The organism is Methylibium sp., from assembly GCF_013817365.1.
Lineage (GTDB): Bacteria > Pseudomonadota > Gammaproteobacteria > Burkholderiales > Burkholderiaceae_C > Methylibium.
In genome coordinates this window covers 1-14,492 of record NZ_JACDCU010000052.1, presented here as the reverse complement: position 1 = coordinate 14,492, position 14,492 = coordinate 1, and the positions used below count along the sequence as shown (strand labels likewise).

Annotated in this window: 13 protein-coding genes, 1 other RNA gene, 1 pseudogene and 1 riboswitch; of the genes and pseudogenes, 7 read left to right on the top strand and 8 right to left on the bottom strand. The window is 70.0% G+C overall.

Annotation, left to right across the window (positions count from 1 at the left end; genetic code table 11):
- Positions 1 to 952, top strand: a pseudogene (locus H0W38_RS05505) (pyruvate dehydrogenase (acetyl-transferring), homodimeric type); the annotation flags it as partial.
- A 61-nt stretch (positions 953 to 1,013) separates the two neighbouring features.
- Here the strand turns inward: H0W38_RS05505 and H0W38_RS05500 are convergent.
- From H0W38_RS05500 to H0W38_RS05470, 7 genes are all read right to left on the bottom strand, one after another.
- Entirely contained in the window at positions 1,014 to 1,811 is a 798-nt protein-coding gene (locus H0W38_RS05500; protein WP_292451963.1) for an ABC transporter substrate-binding protein, read from the bottom strand.
- Positions 1,808 to 3,493 carry a cobyric acid synthase gene (locus tag H0W38_RS05495; RefSeq protein ID WP_292451962.1) on the bottom strand — a complete coding sequence of 562 codons (1,686 nt, stop codon included), beginning with the start codon at positions 3,491 to 3,493 and terminating at the stop codon, positions 1,808 to 1,810. The genes H0W38_RS05500 and H0W38_RS05495 overlap by 4 nt, the downstream gene beginning before the upstream one ends.
- The gene (locus H0W38_RS05490; RefSeq protein ID WP_292451960.1) at positions 3,490 to 4,182 is read right to left on the bottom strand and encodes an adenine nucleotide alpha hydrolase; all 693 of its coding nucleotides are present in this window, start codon (positions 4,180 to 4,182) and stop codon (positions 3,490 to 3,492) included. The genes H0W38_RS05495 and H0W38_RS05490 overlap by 4 nt, the downstream gene beginning before the upstream one ends.
- Before the next feature lie 191 nt (positions 4,183 to 4,373).
- The gene (locus H0W38_RS05485; RefSeq protein ID WP_292451958.1) at positions 4,374 to 5,156 is read right to left on the bottom strand and encodes an ABC transporter ATP-binding protein; all 783 of its coding nucleotides are present in this window, start codon (positions 5,154 to 5,156) and stop codon (positions 4,374 to 4,376) included.
- 79 nt (positions 5,157 to 5,235) lie between these two features.
- Positions 5,236 to 6,255: an iron ABC transporter permease gene (locus tag H0W38_RS05480; RefSeq protein WP_292451957.1), complete on the bottom strand. Its 1,020-nt coding sequence runs from the start codon at positions 6,253 to 6,255 to the stop codon at positions 5,236 to 5,238.
- Positions 6,255 to 7,310: an ABC transporter substrate-binding protein gene (locus H0W38_RS05475; RefSeq protein WP_292451956.1), complete on the bottom strand. Its 1,056-nt coding sequence runs from the start codon at positions 7,308 to 7,310 to the stop codon at positions 6,255 to 6,257. Before H0W38_RS05475 ends, H0W38_RS05480 begins: the two co-directional genes overlap by 1 nt.
- 15 nt (positions 7,311 to 7,325) lie before the next feature.
- Positions 7,326 to 9,173, bottom strand: a complete 1,848-nt coding sequence (locus H0W38_RS05470) for a TonB-dependent receptor (protein WP_292451955.1) — start codon at positions 9,171 to 9,173, stop codon at positions 7,326 to 7,328.
- 111 nt (positions 9,174 to 9,284) lie between these two features.
- A riboswitch (cobalamin riboswitch) is annotated at positions 9,285 to 9,533 on the bottom strand.
- A 46-nt stretch (positions 9,534 to 9,579) separates the two neighbouring features.
- On the opposite strand from H0W38_RS05470, the gene H0W38_RS05465 reads away from it, so the two are divergent.
- From H0W38_RS05465 to H0W38_RS05445, 5 genes are all read left to right on the top strand, one after another.
- Positions 9,580 to 9,822: a DUF904 domain-containing protein gene (locus tag H0W38_RS05465; RefSeq protein WP_292451954.1), complete on the top strand. Its 243-nt coding sequence runs from the start codon at positions 9,580 to 9,582 to the stop codon at positions 9,820 to 9,822.
- Positions 9,819 to 10,118, top strand: coding sequence for a cell division protein ZapA (locus H0W38_RS05460; RefSeq protein WP_292451952.1), 300 nt, complete (start codon positions 9,819 to 9,821; stop codon positions 10,116 to 10,118). Before H0W38_RS05465 ends, H0W38_RS05460 begins: the two co-directional genes overlap by 4 nt.
- A 36-nt stretch (positions 10,119 to 10,154) precedes the next feature.
- Positions 10,155 to 10,336: non-coding RNA, 6S RNA (gene ssrS / locus H0W38_RS05455), on the top strand.
- A 23-nt stretch (positions 10,337 to 10,359) separates the two neighbouring features.
- Positions 10,360 to 10,836: an EVE domain-containing protein gene (locus tag H0W38_RS05450; RefSeq protein WP_292451950.1), complete on the top strand. Its 477-nt coding sequence runs from the start codon at positions 10,360 to 10,362 to the stop codon at positions 10,834 to 10,836.
- On the top strand, positions 10,836 to 11,642 hold the full coding sequence (locus H0W38_RS05445) for a sulfite exporter TauE/SafE family protein (RefSeq protein ID WP_292451948.1): 807 nt from the start codon (positions 10,836 to 10,838) through the stop codon (positions 11,640 to 11,642). Before H0W38_RS05450 ends, H0W38_RS05445 begins: the two co-directional genes overlap by 1 nt.
- 109 nt (positions 11,643 to 11,751) lie before the next feature.
- Here H0W38_RS05445 and H0W38_RS05440 read toward each other — a convergent pair whose 3' ends face one another.
- Positions 11,752 to 12,714, bottom strand: coding sequence for a diguanylate cyclase (locus tag H0W38_RS05440; protein ID WP_292451946.1), 963 nt, complete (start codon positions 12,712 to 12,714; stop codon positions 11,752 to 11,754).
- 389 nt (positions 12,715 to 13,103) lie between these two features.
- Here H0W38_RS05440 and H0W38_RS05435 point away from each other — a divergent pair, with 389 nt between their 5' ends.
- Complete coding sequence (locus tag H0W38_RS05435; protein ID WP_292451944.1) at positions 13,104 to 14,396, top strand: nitrate/nitrite transporter; 1,293 nt, start codon at positions 13,104 to 13,106, stop codon at positions 14,394 to 14,396.
- Positions 14,397 to 14,492 lie beyond the last annotated feature (96 nt).

The window sequence follows — 14,492 nt, the reverse complement described above, 5'->3', positions numbered from 1 at the left end:
GCGCTATTCGCCGGAAGACATCGACACGATCCTGAGCTACCGCGAAGCGACCGACGGTCAGATCCTCGAAGAAGGGATCAGCGAGGCCGGCGCCCTGGCGAGCTGGACCGCCGCGGCCACCAGCTACAGCGTGCACGGCCTGGCGATGCTGCCCTTCTACATCTACTACTCGATGTTCGGCTTTCAGCGCGTGGGCGACCAGATCTGGGCGGCCGCGGACCAGCGCGCGCGCGGCTTCCTGCTCGGCGCCACCTCGGGGCGCACCACGCTCGGCGGCGAGGGGCTGCAGCACCAGGACGGCACCAGCCACCTGGTCGCCGCGACCATTCCGAACTGCAAGGCCTACGACCCGGCCTTCGCGGGCGAGATGGCGGTCATCGTCGATGCCGGCATCCGCGAGATGATGGTCGAGCAGAAGGACGTTTTCTACTACGTGACGCTGATGAACGAAAACTACGCGCAGCCCAGTCTGCCGCCCGAGGCGCATGCCGATGTGCTGCGCGGGTGCTATCGCATCGGGCGTTACGGCGCCGACGGTGCGGCGGCGCAGATCACCCTGATGGGTTCCGGTGCGATCCTCACCGAAGTGCTCAAGGCCGCGCAGATCCTGGCTGACGAGGGCATCAGCGCCGAGGTGTTCAGCGTCACGAGCTGGAGCGAGCTGGCGCGCGACGGTGCGGCCTGCGAAGCTGCCGCCTTGCGCGGCGAGCCGGCGTCGGAGCCCTTCGTCGCGCAGCAGCTCGCGAAGAGCGCCGGCCCGATCGTCGCCGCCACCGACTACGTTCGCGCCGTCCCCGAGAGCATCCGCGCCTACCTGCCCCCGGGCCGGCGCCTGCTCACGCTGGGCACCGACGGCTTCGGGCGCAGCGACACGCGCGCGGCGCTGCGCGACTTCTTCGGCGTCGATGCGCAGAGCATCGTGCGCGCAGCGCGGCACGCGATGCGCCGGTGACGAAGCGCGAGCTTCTGAAAAACGGGACTCTGGGCGGCATGCGGTTCGGCTCGCATCGAGTTCATGTCGGAGCCGGCGGCTGCTCGGCGGCGCAGCACGCCGCGATCAGTTGATGCAGGCGCGGCAAGCCGCGCTCGATAGCGGCCGGGCCGGGCGAGAGAATGTCGGCCGATTTCACTTCGGCCAGCGCCGCATCGAGCGACTGCCAGTCGGGCCGTGCGCGCACCCGCTCGGCCACGAAGCGCTTGCCGCACCAGGAGCCGATGACGAGTTGCGGGTCGGCAGCGAGCACCTCCTCGCTCGTGACGATGCGCTCGCGCGCGCCGCCCTGCCGCGAGCGCTCGGCAAACACGTCGGTGCCGCCCGCCACAGCGATCAACTCGCTCACCCAGCCGATGCCGCAGATCATCGGCTCGTCCCATTCCTCGAAGTACACGCGGGGCCGCCACGGCAGGCGCGCGGCCGCCTCGGCCACCGCGTCCTGCCGGCGCTGCAGTTCGCCACGGAGCTGCGTGGCCGCGGCTCGCTCTTCGACGAGTTCGCCGAGCGCGCCCACCATCGCGTGGATGCCGGCGATGTCGCGGTGGTCGAACCACAGCACCGGCAGGCCTTGCGCTTCGCACTGGTCGAGCAGCGGCCGCTGCAGGTCCGAGAAGCCGATAACGAGATCGGGCTTCACCGCCAGCAGCCTGTCCATGCGCAGGGTCGAGAAGCCGCTGACCTTGGGCTTTTGCTGCCTCGCTTCGGGTGGATAGACGCTGTAGCCCGAGATGCCGGCAACGCGGTCTTGCGCACCCAGGCGCCACAGCACCTCGACCGCCTCGGTGGACAGGCAGGCGATGCGGCGCGGGCCGGTCATGGCGCCGGGCCCTGGGCTTCGAGCAGGCGCAGCAATACGCCCGGCTCGAAGTGCACGTCGATGAAATCGGCCAGCCCGTCGAACACCACGTCGAGCGCCCGCACGCCTGCACCGAACAGCGTGCGCAGCACGTCGGCCGACTCGAACAGGCCGTGTGCGTACAGGCCGAGGACGCTACCCTGCTGCCAGCCGATGGGCTCGCCTTCGGCATTGCGCAGCGCCACGGCGGCGGGCTCCATCGCGGGATGCTGCACGCTGCGGCCATGGCGGATCTCGTAGCCGTCGAAGCTCAGGTGCGAGAGCGCCGACCACTCGCCGTCGAGCGCGGCGAAGCTCGCGCGGGTGTGGCGCAAAAGCTTGTCGCGCTCGAAAGCGGTGACCAGCGGCAGCAGGCCGAGGCCCGGCGCGTTGCTCTCGGCGCCGCCTTCCACGCCGAGCGGATCGACGAGCGCCTCGCCCAGCATCTGCAGGCCACCACACAAGCCGAGCACGCGGCCTCCGCGCGCGGCATGACGGGCGATCACGGCGTCGAGGCCCTGGGTGCGCAACCAGGCGAGGTCGCCGACGGTGTGCTTGGAGCCGGGCAGGACGATCCAGTCGGCACCAAAGAGATCGGCCGGGCTGCGTGCCCAGGCCAGCGTCGCGCCGGGCACGCTGCGCAGCGGCTGAAACTCGTCGAGGTTGCTGATGCGCGGGTAGGCGACGATCGCGATGCGGCAGCGCGCACCGGTACGGTTGCCGCTGCCGTTGGTATCGCCGCTTCCGCTGCTGCTGCCGCCACCGCCGATGCCACCACCGATGCCACCGCCACCGCCACCGCCACCGCCGATGCCGATGCCGATGCCGCCATCATTGCCGTCGCTGGCACCGCCGCGATTGCCGTCGGCATCGCCATCGGGCTTGCTGCTCGGCGCCGCAAAGCTCGCGATGCGCGACGGAGGTCCGTCGTCGTGCAGGCCGTCTTCTTCGGGTAACCCGTGGCCGCGCCACATCGGCAGCACCGCGACGGTCGGCACGCCGGTCAAGGCCTGCAACTGTTGCGGCCCCGGCGCGAGCAAGCCGGCATCCCCCCGAAAGCGATTGAGCACGAAGCCGCGGATCAGCGCGCGCTCGGCCTCGGGCAGCAGCCGGTGCGTGCCGTAGAGGTGGGCGAAGGCGCCGCCGCGGTCGATGTCGCTGACCAGCAGGCAGGCCGCCCGCGCCGCGAGCGCGGTGCGCATGTTGACGTAGTCGCTCGCGTGCAGGTTGATCTCGGCCGGCGAGCCGGCGCCTTCGATCACGACGACGTCGTTCTCGCTCATCAGCGCGTGCAGCGCCTCACGCGCGAAGGGCCACAACAGCTCGCTGCGTTCGCGCCAGGGCACGGCGGCAAGATCGGGCCGCACCTCGCCGAGCACGACGACCTGGCTCGCGGTGTCGCGCTCGGGTTTGAGCAGCACCGGATTCATGCGCACCTCGGGTGCCGCGCGCGCCGCCATCGCCTGGAAGTATTGCGCGCTGCCGATCTCCCCGAGCCGTCCGAGCGGCCCGGGCACGACACGCGCGTTGTTGCTCATGTTCTGCGCCTTGAAGGGCGCAACCTTCAAGCCCTGGCGCGCGTACCAGCGGCACAGCGCCGTCGCCAGCCAGCTCTTGCCGGCGCCGCTGGTGGTGCCGAGCACCATGACGGCTCGGGCTGTCATCGTGGCGTCCTCGGGCACAAGCTCGGCGTCTGCAGCACCAACTCGGTGGGTGCCAGCGGCGGCACCGAGCGCACGCGGCGCTGCTCGCCGGAGTCGATCGCCAGAGGCTGAGCGAAGCCCGGTGCATCGAAGACGAAGGTATGGAACTCGCCGCCCTCGCCGCAGGGGCACACGCCGGCCGGAAGGCGTGCGAGCAGCGCGGCGCCGTAGTCGGTGCCGCAGTACGAGGCGTCGAGCCAGCGCGTATCGACGCACACCAGGCGCGCGCGAATGCCGCGTCGCACGATCTCCTGTGCGATGGCCGCGCGCGGCTCGCCCCACAGCGGAAATACCGCGACCAAGCCCGCCTTTGCGCAGGCCGGCTCCAGCCAGTCGCGGTGGGCCTGCAGATCGATGTCGCCGAACACGAGGTGGCTGTGGCCGGAGGCGACCAGGCGGCGCAGCGTCGCATCGAAGACTGCGGCGTACTCGCCGGGCCCGGCCTCGACCGGCCACCACTCGCCGCCGATCGCACGCACCTGGGCGGCGACCAGTTCGGGCGGCAGCGCGTGCGACTTGCTCGTGCCGCCGGGTTCGCACATCGTCACGAAGGTGGACACGTTCAAGCCCTGTTCCTGAGCGCGCAGCCAAGCCAGGCACGAATCCTTGCCGGCGCTCCAACTGATCGCGGTGCGGGGTGGGTGGGTCATCGGTGTTCAAGGCCTTCGGTCATGTGGGCGTGAACGAAGCCGGCAGCAGCGGGCTCTTGCGCTGCCCCGAAAGCGCCGGCCCGGACGGAAGCGGGGTCGCCGACGCAGTGAATAAGAATTTGCTGAACGAAGTCGGCGACCCCGCTTCCGGCCGCGAGCATGGAGGAAAAAAGCACTCGAACTTTCATGCTTCAGGCCTCCAGGTTGGGCACGGTGACGTAGCGCCCCGCGGAACTCCCTGCCAGCGGCTCGACCCGCAGCGCGCCGCCGAACACTGCCACGAGCGTCGCATGCAGCACCGGATCGTCGTGCGCACCCTCGGCGCGCACGTGGCCTTGTTCGAGCACGACCAGGCGATCGGCCTGCAAGGCCAGCGGCAGGTCGTGCAGCACGCTGACGACCGTCCGCGTGCGGCCCAGCCGGCGCAGCAGCTTGACCAGCGCGACCTGGTGCGGCGGGTCGAGGTGGGTGGTGGGTTCGTCGAGCAACAGCACGGGCGCCTGCGTCGCCAGCGCCCGCGCGAGCAGCGCACGCTGGCGTTCGCCGCCCGAGAGCTCGTGCAGGCGCCGGTGTTGCCAGGCCGCGCATTCGGTCGCGGCGATGGCCTCATCGACCGCGGCCTCGTCGGCGGGGCCCGGCACCGCGAACAACCCGAGGAGAGGCAGGCGGCCGAGGTGCACGACCTCGCGCACCGTCAGCTCGCCGGTAGCCTCGCCCTGCTGCGACAGCCAGGCCAGGCGCTGCCCGCGCTGGCGCGCGCTCCAGTGAGCCAGCGCCTGGCCGGCCAGCTCCACCCGGCCGGCGGCCGGTTTCAGCAAGCCCGCCAGCACGTGCAGCAAAGTCGATTTGCCTGCGCCGTTCGGGCCGACGATGGCCGTCCAGCCCACCGCGAAATCGAGCGATACCCCGCGCAAGACCTCGTGCCCGCCGAGACTCATGTGCAGCGCATGGACGCGCAAAGCGGCGCTGCTCATGAAGACGCCTCGACCGCGACGAATCGCATCCGGGTTGCCGAGGGGGCACTGGGTGTCCTCAGGGGTGCCGACGACGGTCTCACCGGACGCCCCTTCGATGCAACAGCCACAGCAGGTAGCCCCCACCGAGCACGGCAGTGAGCACGCCCACCGGCAGCTCCTGCGGTGCGATCAGCGTGCGGGCCAGCACATCGGCAGCCAGGAGAAGCACCCCGCCCATCGCCGCGCTCGCGACCAACGTGTAGCCCTGTGGCGCCGGCGCGAAACGCCGCACCAGGTGCGGCGCCACGAGGCCGACGAATGCGATCAGGCCCGCCTGCGACACCGCCAGGCCAGTGGCCAGCGCCAACACCGCCACGAGCACGATGCGCAACCGCGCCAGCGGCAACCCGAGGGTGAGGGCCGTCGCCTCGCCCAGGCTCAGGGCGTCGAGCGCGCGGGCGAGCCGCCAGGCCAGCGGCAACACCAGCGCGAGCCCGGCCGCCATCAACAGCACCGCTGGCCAGCCGAGAAAGCCGGTGCTGCCGAGCATGAAGACCTCCTTGCCGCGCAGCGCATCGGGCGCCGCCGTCGTCACCAGGTCGCTGATCGCGCTCAGCACCACGCCGACCACCACGCCGGCCAGCAGCAGCCGCGTGGTCTGCTGCGCGCCGGTGGCCAGCAGCAAAGTCAGCAGCACGCCGCCGAGTGCGCCGGCGAAGGCCGCACCGACCAATCCCACGCGCAGCAGCGCATCGACGCTCGCCAGGCTGATCGCCTGCCCACCGAGCGCGCTCGCAGCCAGCACCAGCACCACGCCGAGCGAGGCGCCCGAGGCCGAGCCGAGCAGATACGGGTCGGCCAGCGGGTTGCGGAACAGGCCTTGCGCCACCGCCCCCGCCAGGCCCAGCAGCGCGCCGGTGAACCAGGCTCCCAGCGTGCGAGGCGCGCGAATCTCACCGACGATCAGTGCTGCATCCGGCGCCATCAGCGAGCGCCAGGACCAGCCCTCGCTGCCGGCCATGAGGCCGGCAGCAGTCAGGAGCAGCGCGGTCACCGCAAGGCCAAGGTTCAGCCGCAGGCGACGTGCGCGTTCGGTAACTGCCCGGGCTTCGTGCATCAGCGCGGCTCCAGCATGGCCAGACAGTCAGCTAGCTGCAGCGCCGCCTCGCCGAGCCGCGGGCCGGGTCGCACCAGCATCTCGTAGCGCCCGGCCGCGAAGCCGCAGGTGCGCTGCTGCTGCAGGGCGCGCAGGTGGCGCCAGCCCGGGCGGCGCGGCATCGCGTCGATCTCGCGCTGCACCGCCATCACGATATCGGGCTGAATGCGCACCACGTACTCCGGGTTGAGCTTGGGAAACGGCCCGAGCTCGGCCGGCACCGCATTGGCCATGCCCAGACGCGCCAAGGTCTCGCCGATGAAGGAAGCGGCCCCCGCGGCATAGGGCGCCGAGGCGACCTCGAAATAGACGCGCTGGCCGCGCCGCGCCGGCGGCACAAGCGCGGCGGCGCGCTGCAGATCCTGCTCGATCGCCGACCACAGCCGGGCCGCCTCGTCCGGCGTTCCAAGCAGCCGCGCCAGCAGGCCCAGCGTGCGCTTCACGTCGGCATGCGTCTGCGACTCCACCACGAGCACCTTCAAGCCCAAGGCCTCGAGCCGCTGCGTCGAGCGGGCCGAGGCCGCGGCCAGCACCACGTCGGGCTCGAGCGCCACGATGCGTTCGATTTGCGCGTCTTCCAGACCGCCGAGCCGGGGCAGCGATTGCACTTCACTCGGCCAGTCCGAAAAGCGGTCGATGCCGACGAGACGCGCGCAACCACCCAGCGCACACACGCTCTCGGTCAACGAGGGCAGCAGGCTCACGATGCGCGCCGGCGGCGCCGCGAAGGACAACGAGACGCCGCGGTCGTCGCGCACCGTGATCCGCTCGGTCGGCGCGCTGCGCGGACTCGTCTGCGCGGCCCTGAAGCCTTGCGGCTTCGCCTGCGCAGTGACCCCGCTCCGCATGGCGAGCAGCGCAATCGCGCCATTCTCCGGAGCCCTTGGCGCGGCCTCGGCGCTGCCCGGATCGACCGTCGCCGCCGACGCCGGCGCCAGCAACGCCAGCGTGATCAGCCCTGCCACAGCGCCCCTGCGCAGGCACGATCGCCCATCGATCGCCGTCAGCTCAGCCATGTGCGCACTATCCGCTCACCGGCCGCTGTAGCGCAGCGTCACGAAGCCCTGGCGCGCCGGCTGGTTGAAGCCATAGGCCGTCTCGTAGGATTTGTCGGCCACGTTGTTCAAACGCAGCCCCAAGGTCCATTCGGACGCAAGGCGCCAGTCGGCATACAGATCGGCGACGCCGTAGCCGCCCACCGGCAGCGTGTTGGCCTGGTCATCGAAGCGCCGGCCGAAGGCGGCCAGTCTTCCGCCGAGTTGCCAGGCGCCGAGATCGACCCCGGCGCTGGCCTTGACGCTTTCCTTCGCGCGCCGCGGCAGTTGCTTGCCGAAGTTCGGGCTGCTGCGCGAGTCGTTGCGCGGATCGATCAGCTCGGCGGACGCAGCGACGTGCCAGCGCCCGAGGTGCACGTCGTAGCCGAGACTGAAGCCGTCGATGCGTGCGTCGGTGTTCGACGGGTTCGGCCCCGGCGTCACATACCCGTCGATGCGGTTCGCGAACCAGGCCGCGCGGACCTCGTGGCCCGCGTCGGCCCAGCGCAGGCTCAGCTCGCGGTGGCGGCCTTCCTCCGGCAACAGATCGGGGCTGCCGAAGTTGGGGAAATACAGCTGGTTGAAGCTGGGCGCGACGAAGCTCGTGCCGTAGGAGAAGCCGGCGCGCAGCGCAGACGTGATGTCGACGCCGTAACCCAGGCTGCCCGTCGTCTGCGAGCCGAACTGCGAGTTGCGGTCATGGCGAAGATTGCCTTGCCAGGTGTGCACGCCGGCCTTGCCGTTGAGGCCCGCCGCCACGCCGTTGATGCTGCGGTCCGAGACGACATACGGGTCGCCCGGGCGGCTCACGTCCTGCTCGATGCGCTCGGCCAGCAGCAAGGCGCTGCCCAAGCGCGTGGCGATGTTGTTCTCCCAACTGAGCTGGCGCTGCACGGTCCGGGTGGTGCCCAGGCCGGCGAACGGCGAGGCGCTGGCGATCGTGTCGAAGTCGTCGCGCGAACGCGAGAGGCGAACCAGCGAGCGCCAGTCGTCCGTGACCGGCCCGCCCACCGCCAGCGACTGCACCGAGGCGCGCAGTTCCGCACGACTGTCGGCGCCGGGTCCGTCGTCGTACTCCGTCTTGCCCTCGGACTGCAAGGCGCGCAAGTCGGCGCGCCAGCCGGCGCCGAACTTCACGCCGAGCTGCACGGTGCCGGCGTTCTGCCGGAAGCCGTCGTCATCGTCATTGAAGCTGCCGAACAGTGCCTGCGGGTTGGTTGCAGAGAAGCCGCGCGTGCGGGTGTGGCTGAGCTGCACCGCGCCGTCGAATGCGCCCGACCCGAAACGCAGGCCCGCCGTGCCCTGGCCGTAGCGGTCGCTGCCGGCACTGAGGCTCGCGTTGGTGCGCAGGCCCGGCGCACCGCGGCGCGTAAAGATCTGGATCACGCCGCCGACCGCGTCGCTGCCGTAAAGCCCGGAGAGCGGGCCGCGCACGATCTCGATGCGCTCGATCTCGTCGAGCGGCAGGTTCTCCCAGATGGGAATGCCCACCGTGGCCGAGCCGTAGCGCACGCCGTCGATCAGCAGCAAGGTGTGGCGCGACTCCAGACCGCGCAGGAACACGCTGCTCAGTTTGCCCAGACCGCCGTTCGACGCGAACTGCACGCCCGGCTGCTGGGCGAGCAGTTCCGGCAGCGTGCGGCCGGTCGCGCGCTCGATCTCGGCGCGGTCGATCACGGTCACGTCGGCCAGGGTTTCGTCGATGCGGGTCTCGGTGCGCGCCGCCGTGACCACGACGGAAGGCAGCGGCGCCGCGCGCGCCGACTGGGCCCAAGCCGGCCCCGAGGATGCGGCTGAAGCAGCGATGGCGAACAGGAAGGACAAACGGATTGCGGCGTGACGCACGCCGGCACGGGGTGCGGACGACCCCTTGGAGAAACAAGACATGGAAAGCTACCGACGCAATCGTGCGCGCCGGCTTCCCCGCAAGCGCCCACCTCATGGCGCACCGCTCACGCAGCACGCCGCCTCGTTGGCCGGTATCCGGGCTGGCGGAGCAACCCTTGCGACCTTCCCAGCAGCGTTGGCTGCCAGTGGCATGTGCGCAAGAGCGGAAACTCGAAGTAAAAACCTCGGGCTTCGTCCGCTGACCGTTGCGGGGGCAGCGCAGGCTGGAAACGCACCCGAAGGGCGGATCTCCTCTGCTTCCCGTTTAACTGTGCCGGCGTGAAGACCGGCACGAGCACCAACGCGGCGCAGTGTAAGCCGGGCAAGGCGGCCCCCTACAATTGCAAGCACCCGCGGGGAGAGCATGGCAACCATAGAAGAACTGGCCGAGCGCGTGGAGCGACTGCTCCTTCGCCATCAGGAATTGCAGCGCACGCATGCGCTGACGGTCGAGCAGTTGGCCGGCGTCACCCTCGAGCGAGATTCGCTGCGCTCGCGCCTGACAGCGGCACGCCAGCGTGTCGATGCCCTGCTCGATCGCCTGCCGGTGACTGATGCGGCGGCCGGTGCGGTGGCCGATCCTTCCGACGAGAAAACGCGCAAATGAAGCAGCTCGAAGTCACCATCATGGGCCAGAGCTACATCCTCGGCTGCCCCGAAGGCGGCGAGCGGGCCTTGCTCGAAGCGGTGGGCAATGTCGACCAGGAAATGTGCGCGATCCGTGACGCCGGCAAGGTGCGCGCACGCGAGCGCATCGCGGTGCTGGCCGCGCTCAACCTGGCCTACGTTCAGGCCGAGCGGCCGATGGCCGCGAACGACTCGGCTGCGACCGGCAACGTCGATATCGATGCGCTGGTCACGCGCATCGACGAAGCCCTCGGGCACGACGGTCAATTGCTGTGAATTCGCCCGCGAGTCATGGCGCGAGGCGTAAACTGACTTGGTCCGTCGCGTTCGCGGGAGCTTTTATTTCCTTGAACCGATGCTCGAAAGAGCAGGGGCTTGGAACATCGCGATGCGGGCGTGATCGTCTCGCGTCAGATGAACCCGAAGCATCGCTGACCTCGCCCACCTGAACCCTGGGTTCAGGAATGCGGCTCCCGGCTCGTGGCGGACACCCCCCGCTTTTCTTTGCCCTCCCCCCATGGCCTACTGGCTGATGAAGTCCGAGCCCGACGAGGTCTCGATCGACGACCTTGCGCGCGCGCCTCGGCAGACCTTGGCATGGACCGGCGTGCGCAACTACCAGGCACGCAACTTCATGCGAGACGATTTCGGAGTCGGTGACGGCGTGCTGTTCTATCACTCGTCGTGCCCGCAGCCCGGCGTGGCCGGGCTTGCCGAAGTCGCGTCCCGAGCGCTCCCCGACGAAACGCAGTTTGAACCGGACAGTCCCTATTTCGACGCTGCAGCAAAGCGCGACGTGCCGCGCTGGGTCGGTGTGGACGTTCGCCTGGTTCGCAAGACCCGCCTGCTGTCGCTGACCGAGATGCGCGCCGCGCCGGCACTGGCGACGATGCGCGTGCTGCAGCGGGGCAACCGCCTGTCGATCACGCCGGTCAGCCGGAGCGAGTGGGACGCGGTGCTGAGCCTGCTGGCCGGCAGCGCGACTCCTCCGTAATGCCCACCGGCCTGCTGATCGCCCAGTTGCTGCTGCTCGGCAGCTTTGCCGGCTTCATGGCGGGGCTGCTCGGTGTCGGCGGCGGCATGCTGATGGTGCCGTTCATGACCTTCCTGCTCACGCTCGAGGGCTTTCCGGCGGAGTTGACGGTGAAGGTCGCGGTGGCGACTTCGCTGGCGACCATCTGCTTCACCTCTATCTCTTCCGTGCGCGCGCACCATGTGCGCGGCGCCGTGCGCTGGCCTATCGTGAAGCTGCTCGCACCCGGCATCGTGGTCGGCTCGTTGCTCGGCGCCCAGCTTGCCGAGGCCTTGCCGGTGCAAGTGCTGGCGCTGCTGTTCGCGGCTTTCGTGAGCTTTGCGGCGACGCAGATGCTGATCGGGCGCAAGCCCGAGCCCACTCGGGAGTTGCCCGGCGGCGCAGGGCTGTTCGGCACGGGTAGCGTGATCGGCCTGTTGTCCGCGCTGGTCGGCGCGGGCGGCGCGTTCATATCGGTCCCCTTCATGACCCGCTGCAACGTGCCGATCCACCACGCGGTCGGCACGTCGGCGGCGCTCGGTTTTCCGGTCGCGCTGGCCGGCACGGTGGGCTACATCTTCGCTGGCCGCGACCTGCAGGGACTGCCCGGTGGCACGCTCGGCTTTCTGTACCTGCCGGCGCTGTTCGTGATTTCGATCGCCAGCGTGATCACCGCGCCGCTGGGCGCGCGCGCGGCGCACGCGCTCGACATGCGCCAGCTCAGACGAGTTTTTGCGGTGATGCTGTACGGCCTGGGGGCGTACATGCTCTACAAAGGGTTGAGCTGATGCCTTGCCAGCGCGGCCGGATGCGGCAGCCGTTGCCATAGCCAAGGCACCCGCGAGCCGAAACTAGGCCGTGAGCGCAGCCACCTGAGCGCGGCCGAACGCCCCTTCTTCAGGCCGCCGGCACGCCCCCGAAAGCGATGCTGGCCAGCGCCACATGGTTGCCACCGCGCCCGCGCGCCTGCGCCAGCGCGGCCTCGGCCGCATGCAACAGCCCCGCCTGGGTCTGCGAGGTGTGCGGGAAGCTCGCCACCCCCATCGACACGGTGAAGCGAAGCGCGGCACCCTGGCGCACGACGATCTGCGTCGCGCACTGGCGGCGCAGGCCCTCCATGCGCGAATGCGCGGTCGCCAGGCCCACGCCCGACAGCAGCACCGCGAAGCGTTCGCCGTCGAGCTGGCTGGGCGCATCCATCGCGCGGGTGTTGCCGCGCAAGAGGCGGCCGAGCGCCTCGATCACCCGGTCGCGGCCGGAGCTGTCTTGCGGCGGGGTGCCGTCCGGGGCCGGGTCGACGTGCACATAGACCACCGCGAACTCGCGGTGTTCGCGCAAGGAAAGATCGATCTCGCGACGCAGCTGGTCCTCGAACTGCTCGCGACGCACCAGCCGCGTGGCCCCGTCTTGCTGAGCACGGCCTTCGATCTCGCCGCGCAGCAATTCGTTGGTGCGCTGCTGGTCTTCGAGTTGGGTGAGCGCTTGCTGAAGGTCACCGGCCAGGCGGGTGCGCTCGCTGCGCTCGAGCCACAGACCGAGCAGCGCGCCGCCACCCAGCGGCACCCGCACAGCGACGACTTCGCGACGCTTTCCGCCGATGTCGAGGCTGTGCTCGGACAACGTGGTGTCTTGCTGAGACAGCGCCGACTGGTCCGCAGCGCGCAGCGCCCCCGCCGTCGCCGGCGTCTGCATGTCGGCATCGCTGCGGTCAGGCTGGGCGCCCCCCAACATGGCAGCGGCCGCCTCATTGAGGTGCGTGTAGCGGCCCGCGGCATCCTTGACGTACAGCGCGAGGCCGAGTGCATCGATTGCTGCGCTCAGGTTGGAAACGTTCACGGAAGAATCGGGCGGCAGGCTCATGACGGATTGATGGCGGCAGCCCGCCACCGATGGTGTGAATGAATGATAAGACCCGCAAGTCGCGCTTGCGCCCCCCTGCTTGCGGCCCCCTGCTTGCGGCCCGGTGCTTGTAGCGATCGCGCGGCGAAGTCGCCGTGACGCGCCGCTCGCAACGCTGCACCCACTGCACCAGCTTGTCGCATTGCCGCACCAAGCTTGTGAATGCCGGCACGCGAAGCCCCGCTTCAAAGCGGGCGCCGCGCGCTGAACGCATGGCAGCGCTCGTCCGATTTGGCACGCTTACTGCTAATTCGCCTGCCGTCCACAGCGTCGTGTTCTGTCCCGAATCGTGCGGCGCTGGTCTCGCCGTACGACCCTTCTTCCTGCTTCCGGTTCCCGCCCCATCGCCCATGCCTGTCGCTCGCCCCGCCCGCTCCGGCTTCAAAGACTTCCTCCGATCCGGCCACGGGCCGACCCTCTTCGCGGCGACGCTCTACTTCATGTTCTCGTGCTGCGTCTGGGTGCTCAACGGCGCGATGGCACCGTTCATCGCCGAGACGTACCGGCTCAGCCCGGCGCAGATCGGCCTGATGCTTTCCATCCCGATCGTGGCGGGCGCGCTGATGCGCTTTCCGCTAGGCGTGCTGGCGCAGTACATCGGCCGCAAGCGCGCCACGATGGTCGAGATGGCGCTGATCGCCGTCGCCCTGCTCTACGGCTACTTCCGGGTCGAGAGCTACAACGACCTGCTCGCCATGGGCGTGCTGCTGGGCATTGCAGGCGCGAGCTTCGGCGTGGCGCTGTCGCTCGGTTCGGGCTGGTTCCCGCCGCAGCACAAGGGGCTGGCGATGGGGCTGGTGGGCGCCGGCAACGTGGGCACCGCGGTCTCGGTGCTGGTCGCGCCGCCGCTGGCGCAATGGCTGGGCTGGCAGGCCGTCTACGGGATCGCCGCCGTGACCATTGCCGTGCCCATGGCAGTCATGATCCTGCTCGCCAAGGAGCCGCCGGATGTGGACGCCCACGCCGGCCTGCGCGAACACGTGGCCTGCCTGTTCGAGAAGGACGGCTGGGTCTTCAGCCTGATCTACGGCGTGACCTTCGGCGGCTTCATCGGGCTCATCACCTTCCTGCCCTCGTACTACTACGACCAGTTCGGCGTGAGCAAGGTGCAGGCCGGCCAACTGACGATGCTCGCCGCCTTCATGGGGGCGGCGCTGCGCGTGGCCGGCGGCTGGGTCTCCGACCGTTGGGGCGGCGTCAACACCCTGAGCGTCGTGCTGGTGGTCGTGGCGGTGTGCCTGCCGCTGATCGGTCTGGCGTCCGCCTCGCTGGTGGTGACCACGCTGCTGCTGATGCTGTGCTTTGCGGCGCTCGGTGCGGGCAACGGCGCTCTCTTTCAACTCGTGCCGCTGCGCTGGCCGTCGACCACCGCGGTGGCCGGTTCGATGATCGGCGAGATCGGCGCGCTGGGCGGCGCCCTGGTGCCCACCGCGATGGGCTTGTCGAAGCAGTACCTCGGCAGCTATGTGTGGGGCTTCGTGCTGTTCGCGGTGCTGGCAGCGGCGGTGTTGCTGGTGATGCGGGTGATGCAGATTCGCTGGACCCGCACCTGGGCCGAAAAGGGCGGGCGGGCCCGCCTCGTTCACCCCGCTGCAGAGGTCAGCGCGGCAACGCCAGCAGCCACACGATCAGCAGCCCGTTGAAGAGCAGCGAGATGAAGAGCGCGATCTTCCAGAGCGCCGCCGGGTCGCGTGCGATCAGAGATGCCGCCTGCGGCGCGCTCAGCGGCCTCGAGGCGC

Bases quoted from the DNA above. Each gene is read 5' to 3' on its own strand.
- H0W38_RS05450 (WP_292451950.1), top strand. From the start codon at position 10,360: ATGGCCTACTGGCTGATGAAGTCCGAGCCCGACGAGGTCTCGATCGAC.
- H0W38_RS05495 (WP_292451962.1), bottom strand. From the start codon at position 3,493: ATGACAGCCCGAGCCGTCATGGTGCTCGGCACCACCAGCGGCGCCGGC.
- H0W38_RS05485 (WP_292451958.1), bottom strand. From the start codon at position 5,156: ATGAGCAGCGCCGCTTTGCGCGTCCATGCGCTGCACATGAGTCTCGGC.
- H0W38_RS05435 (WP_292451944.1), top strand. From the start codon at position 13,104: ATGCCTGTCGCTCGCCCCGCCCGCTCCGGCTTCAAAGACTTCCTCCGA.
- H0W38_RS05475 (WP_292451956.1), bottom strand. From the start codon at position 7,310: ATGGCTGAGCTGACGGCGATCGATGGGCGATCGTGCCTGCGCAGGGGC.
- H0W38_RS05490 (WP_292451960.1), bottom strand. From the start codon at position 4,182: ATGACCCACCCACCCCGCACCGCGATCAGTTGGAGCGCCGGCAAGGAT.
- H0W38_RS05500 (WP_292451963.1), bottom strand. From the start codon at position 1,811: ATGACCGGCCCGCGCCGCATCGCCTGCCTGTCCACCGAGGCGGTCGAG.
- H0W38_RS05480 (WP_292451957.1), bottom strand. From the start codon at position 6,255: ATGCACGAAGCCCGGGCAGTTACCGAACGCGCACGTCGCCTGCGGCTG.
- H0W38_RS05445 (WP_292451948.1), top strand. From the start codon at position 10,836: ATGCCCACCGGCCTGCTGATCGCCCAGTTGCTGCTGCTCGGCAGCTTT.
- H0W38_RS05465 (WP_292451954.1), top strand. From the start codon at position 9,580: ATGGCAACCATAGAAGAACTGGCCGAGCGCGTGGAGCGACTGCTCCTT.
- H0W38_RS05460 (WP_292451952.1), top strand. From the start codon at position 9,819: ATGAAGCAGCTCGAAGTCACCATCATGGGCCAGAGCTACATCCTCGGC.
- H0W38_RS05440 (WP_292451946.1), bottom strand. From the start codon at position 12,714: ATGAGCCTGCCGCCCGATTCTTCCGTGAACGTTTCCAACCTGAGCGCA.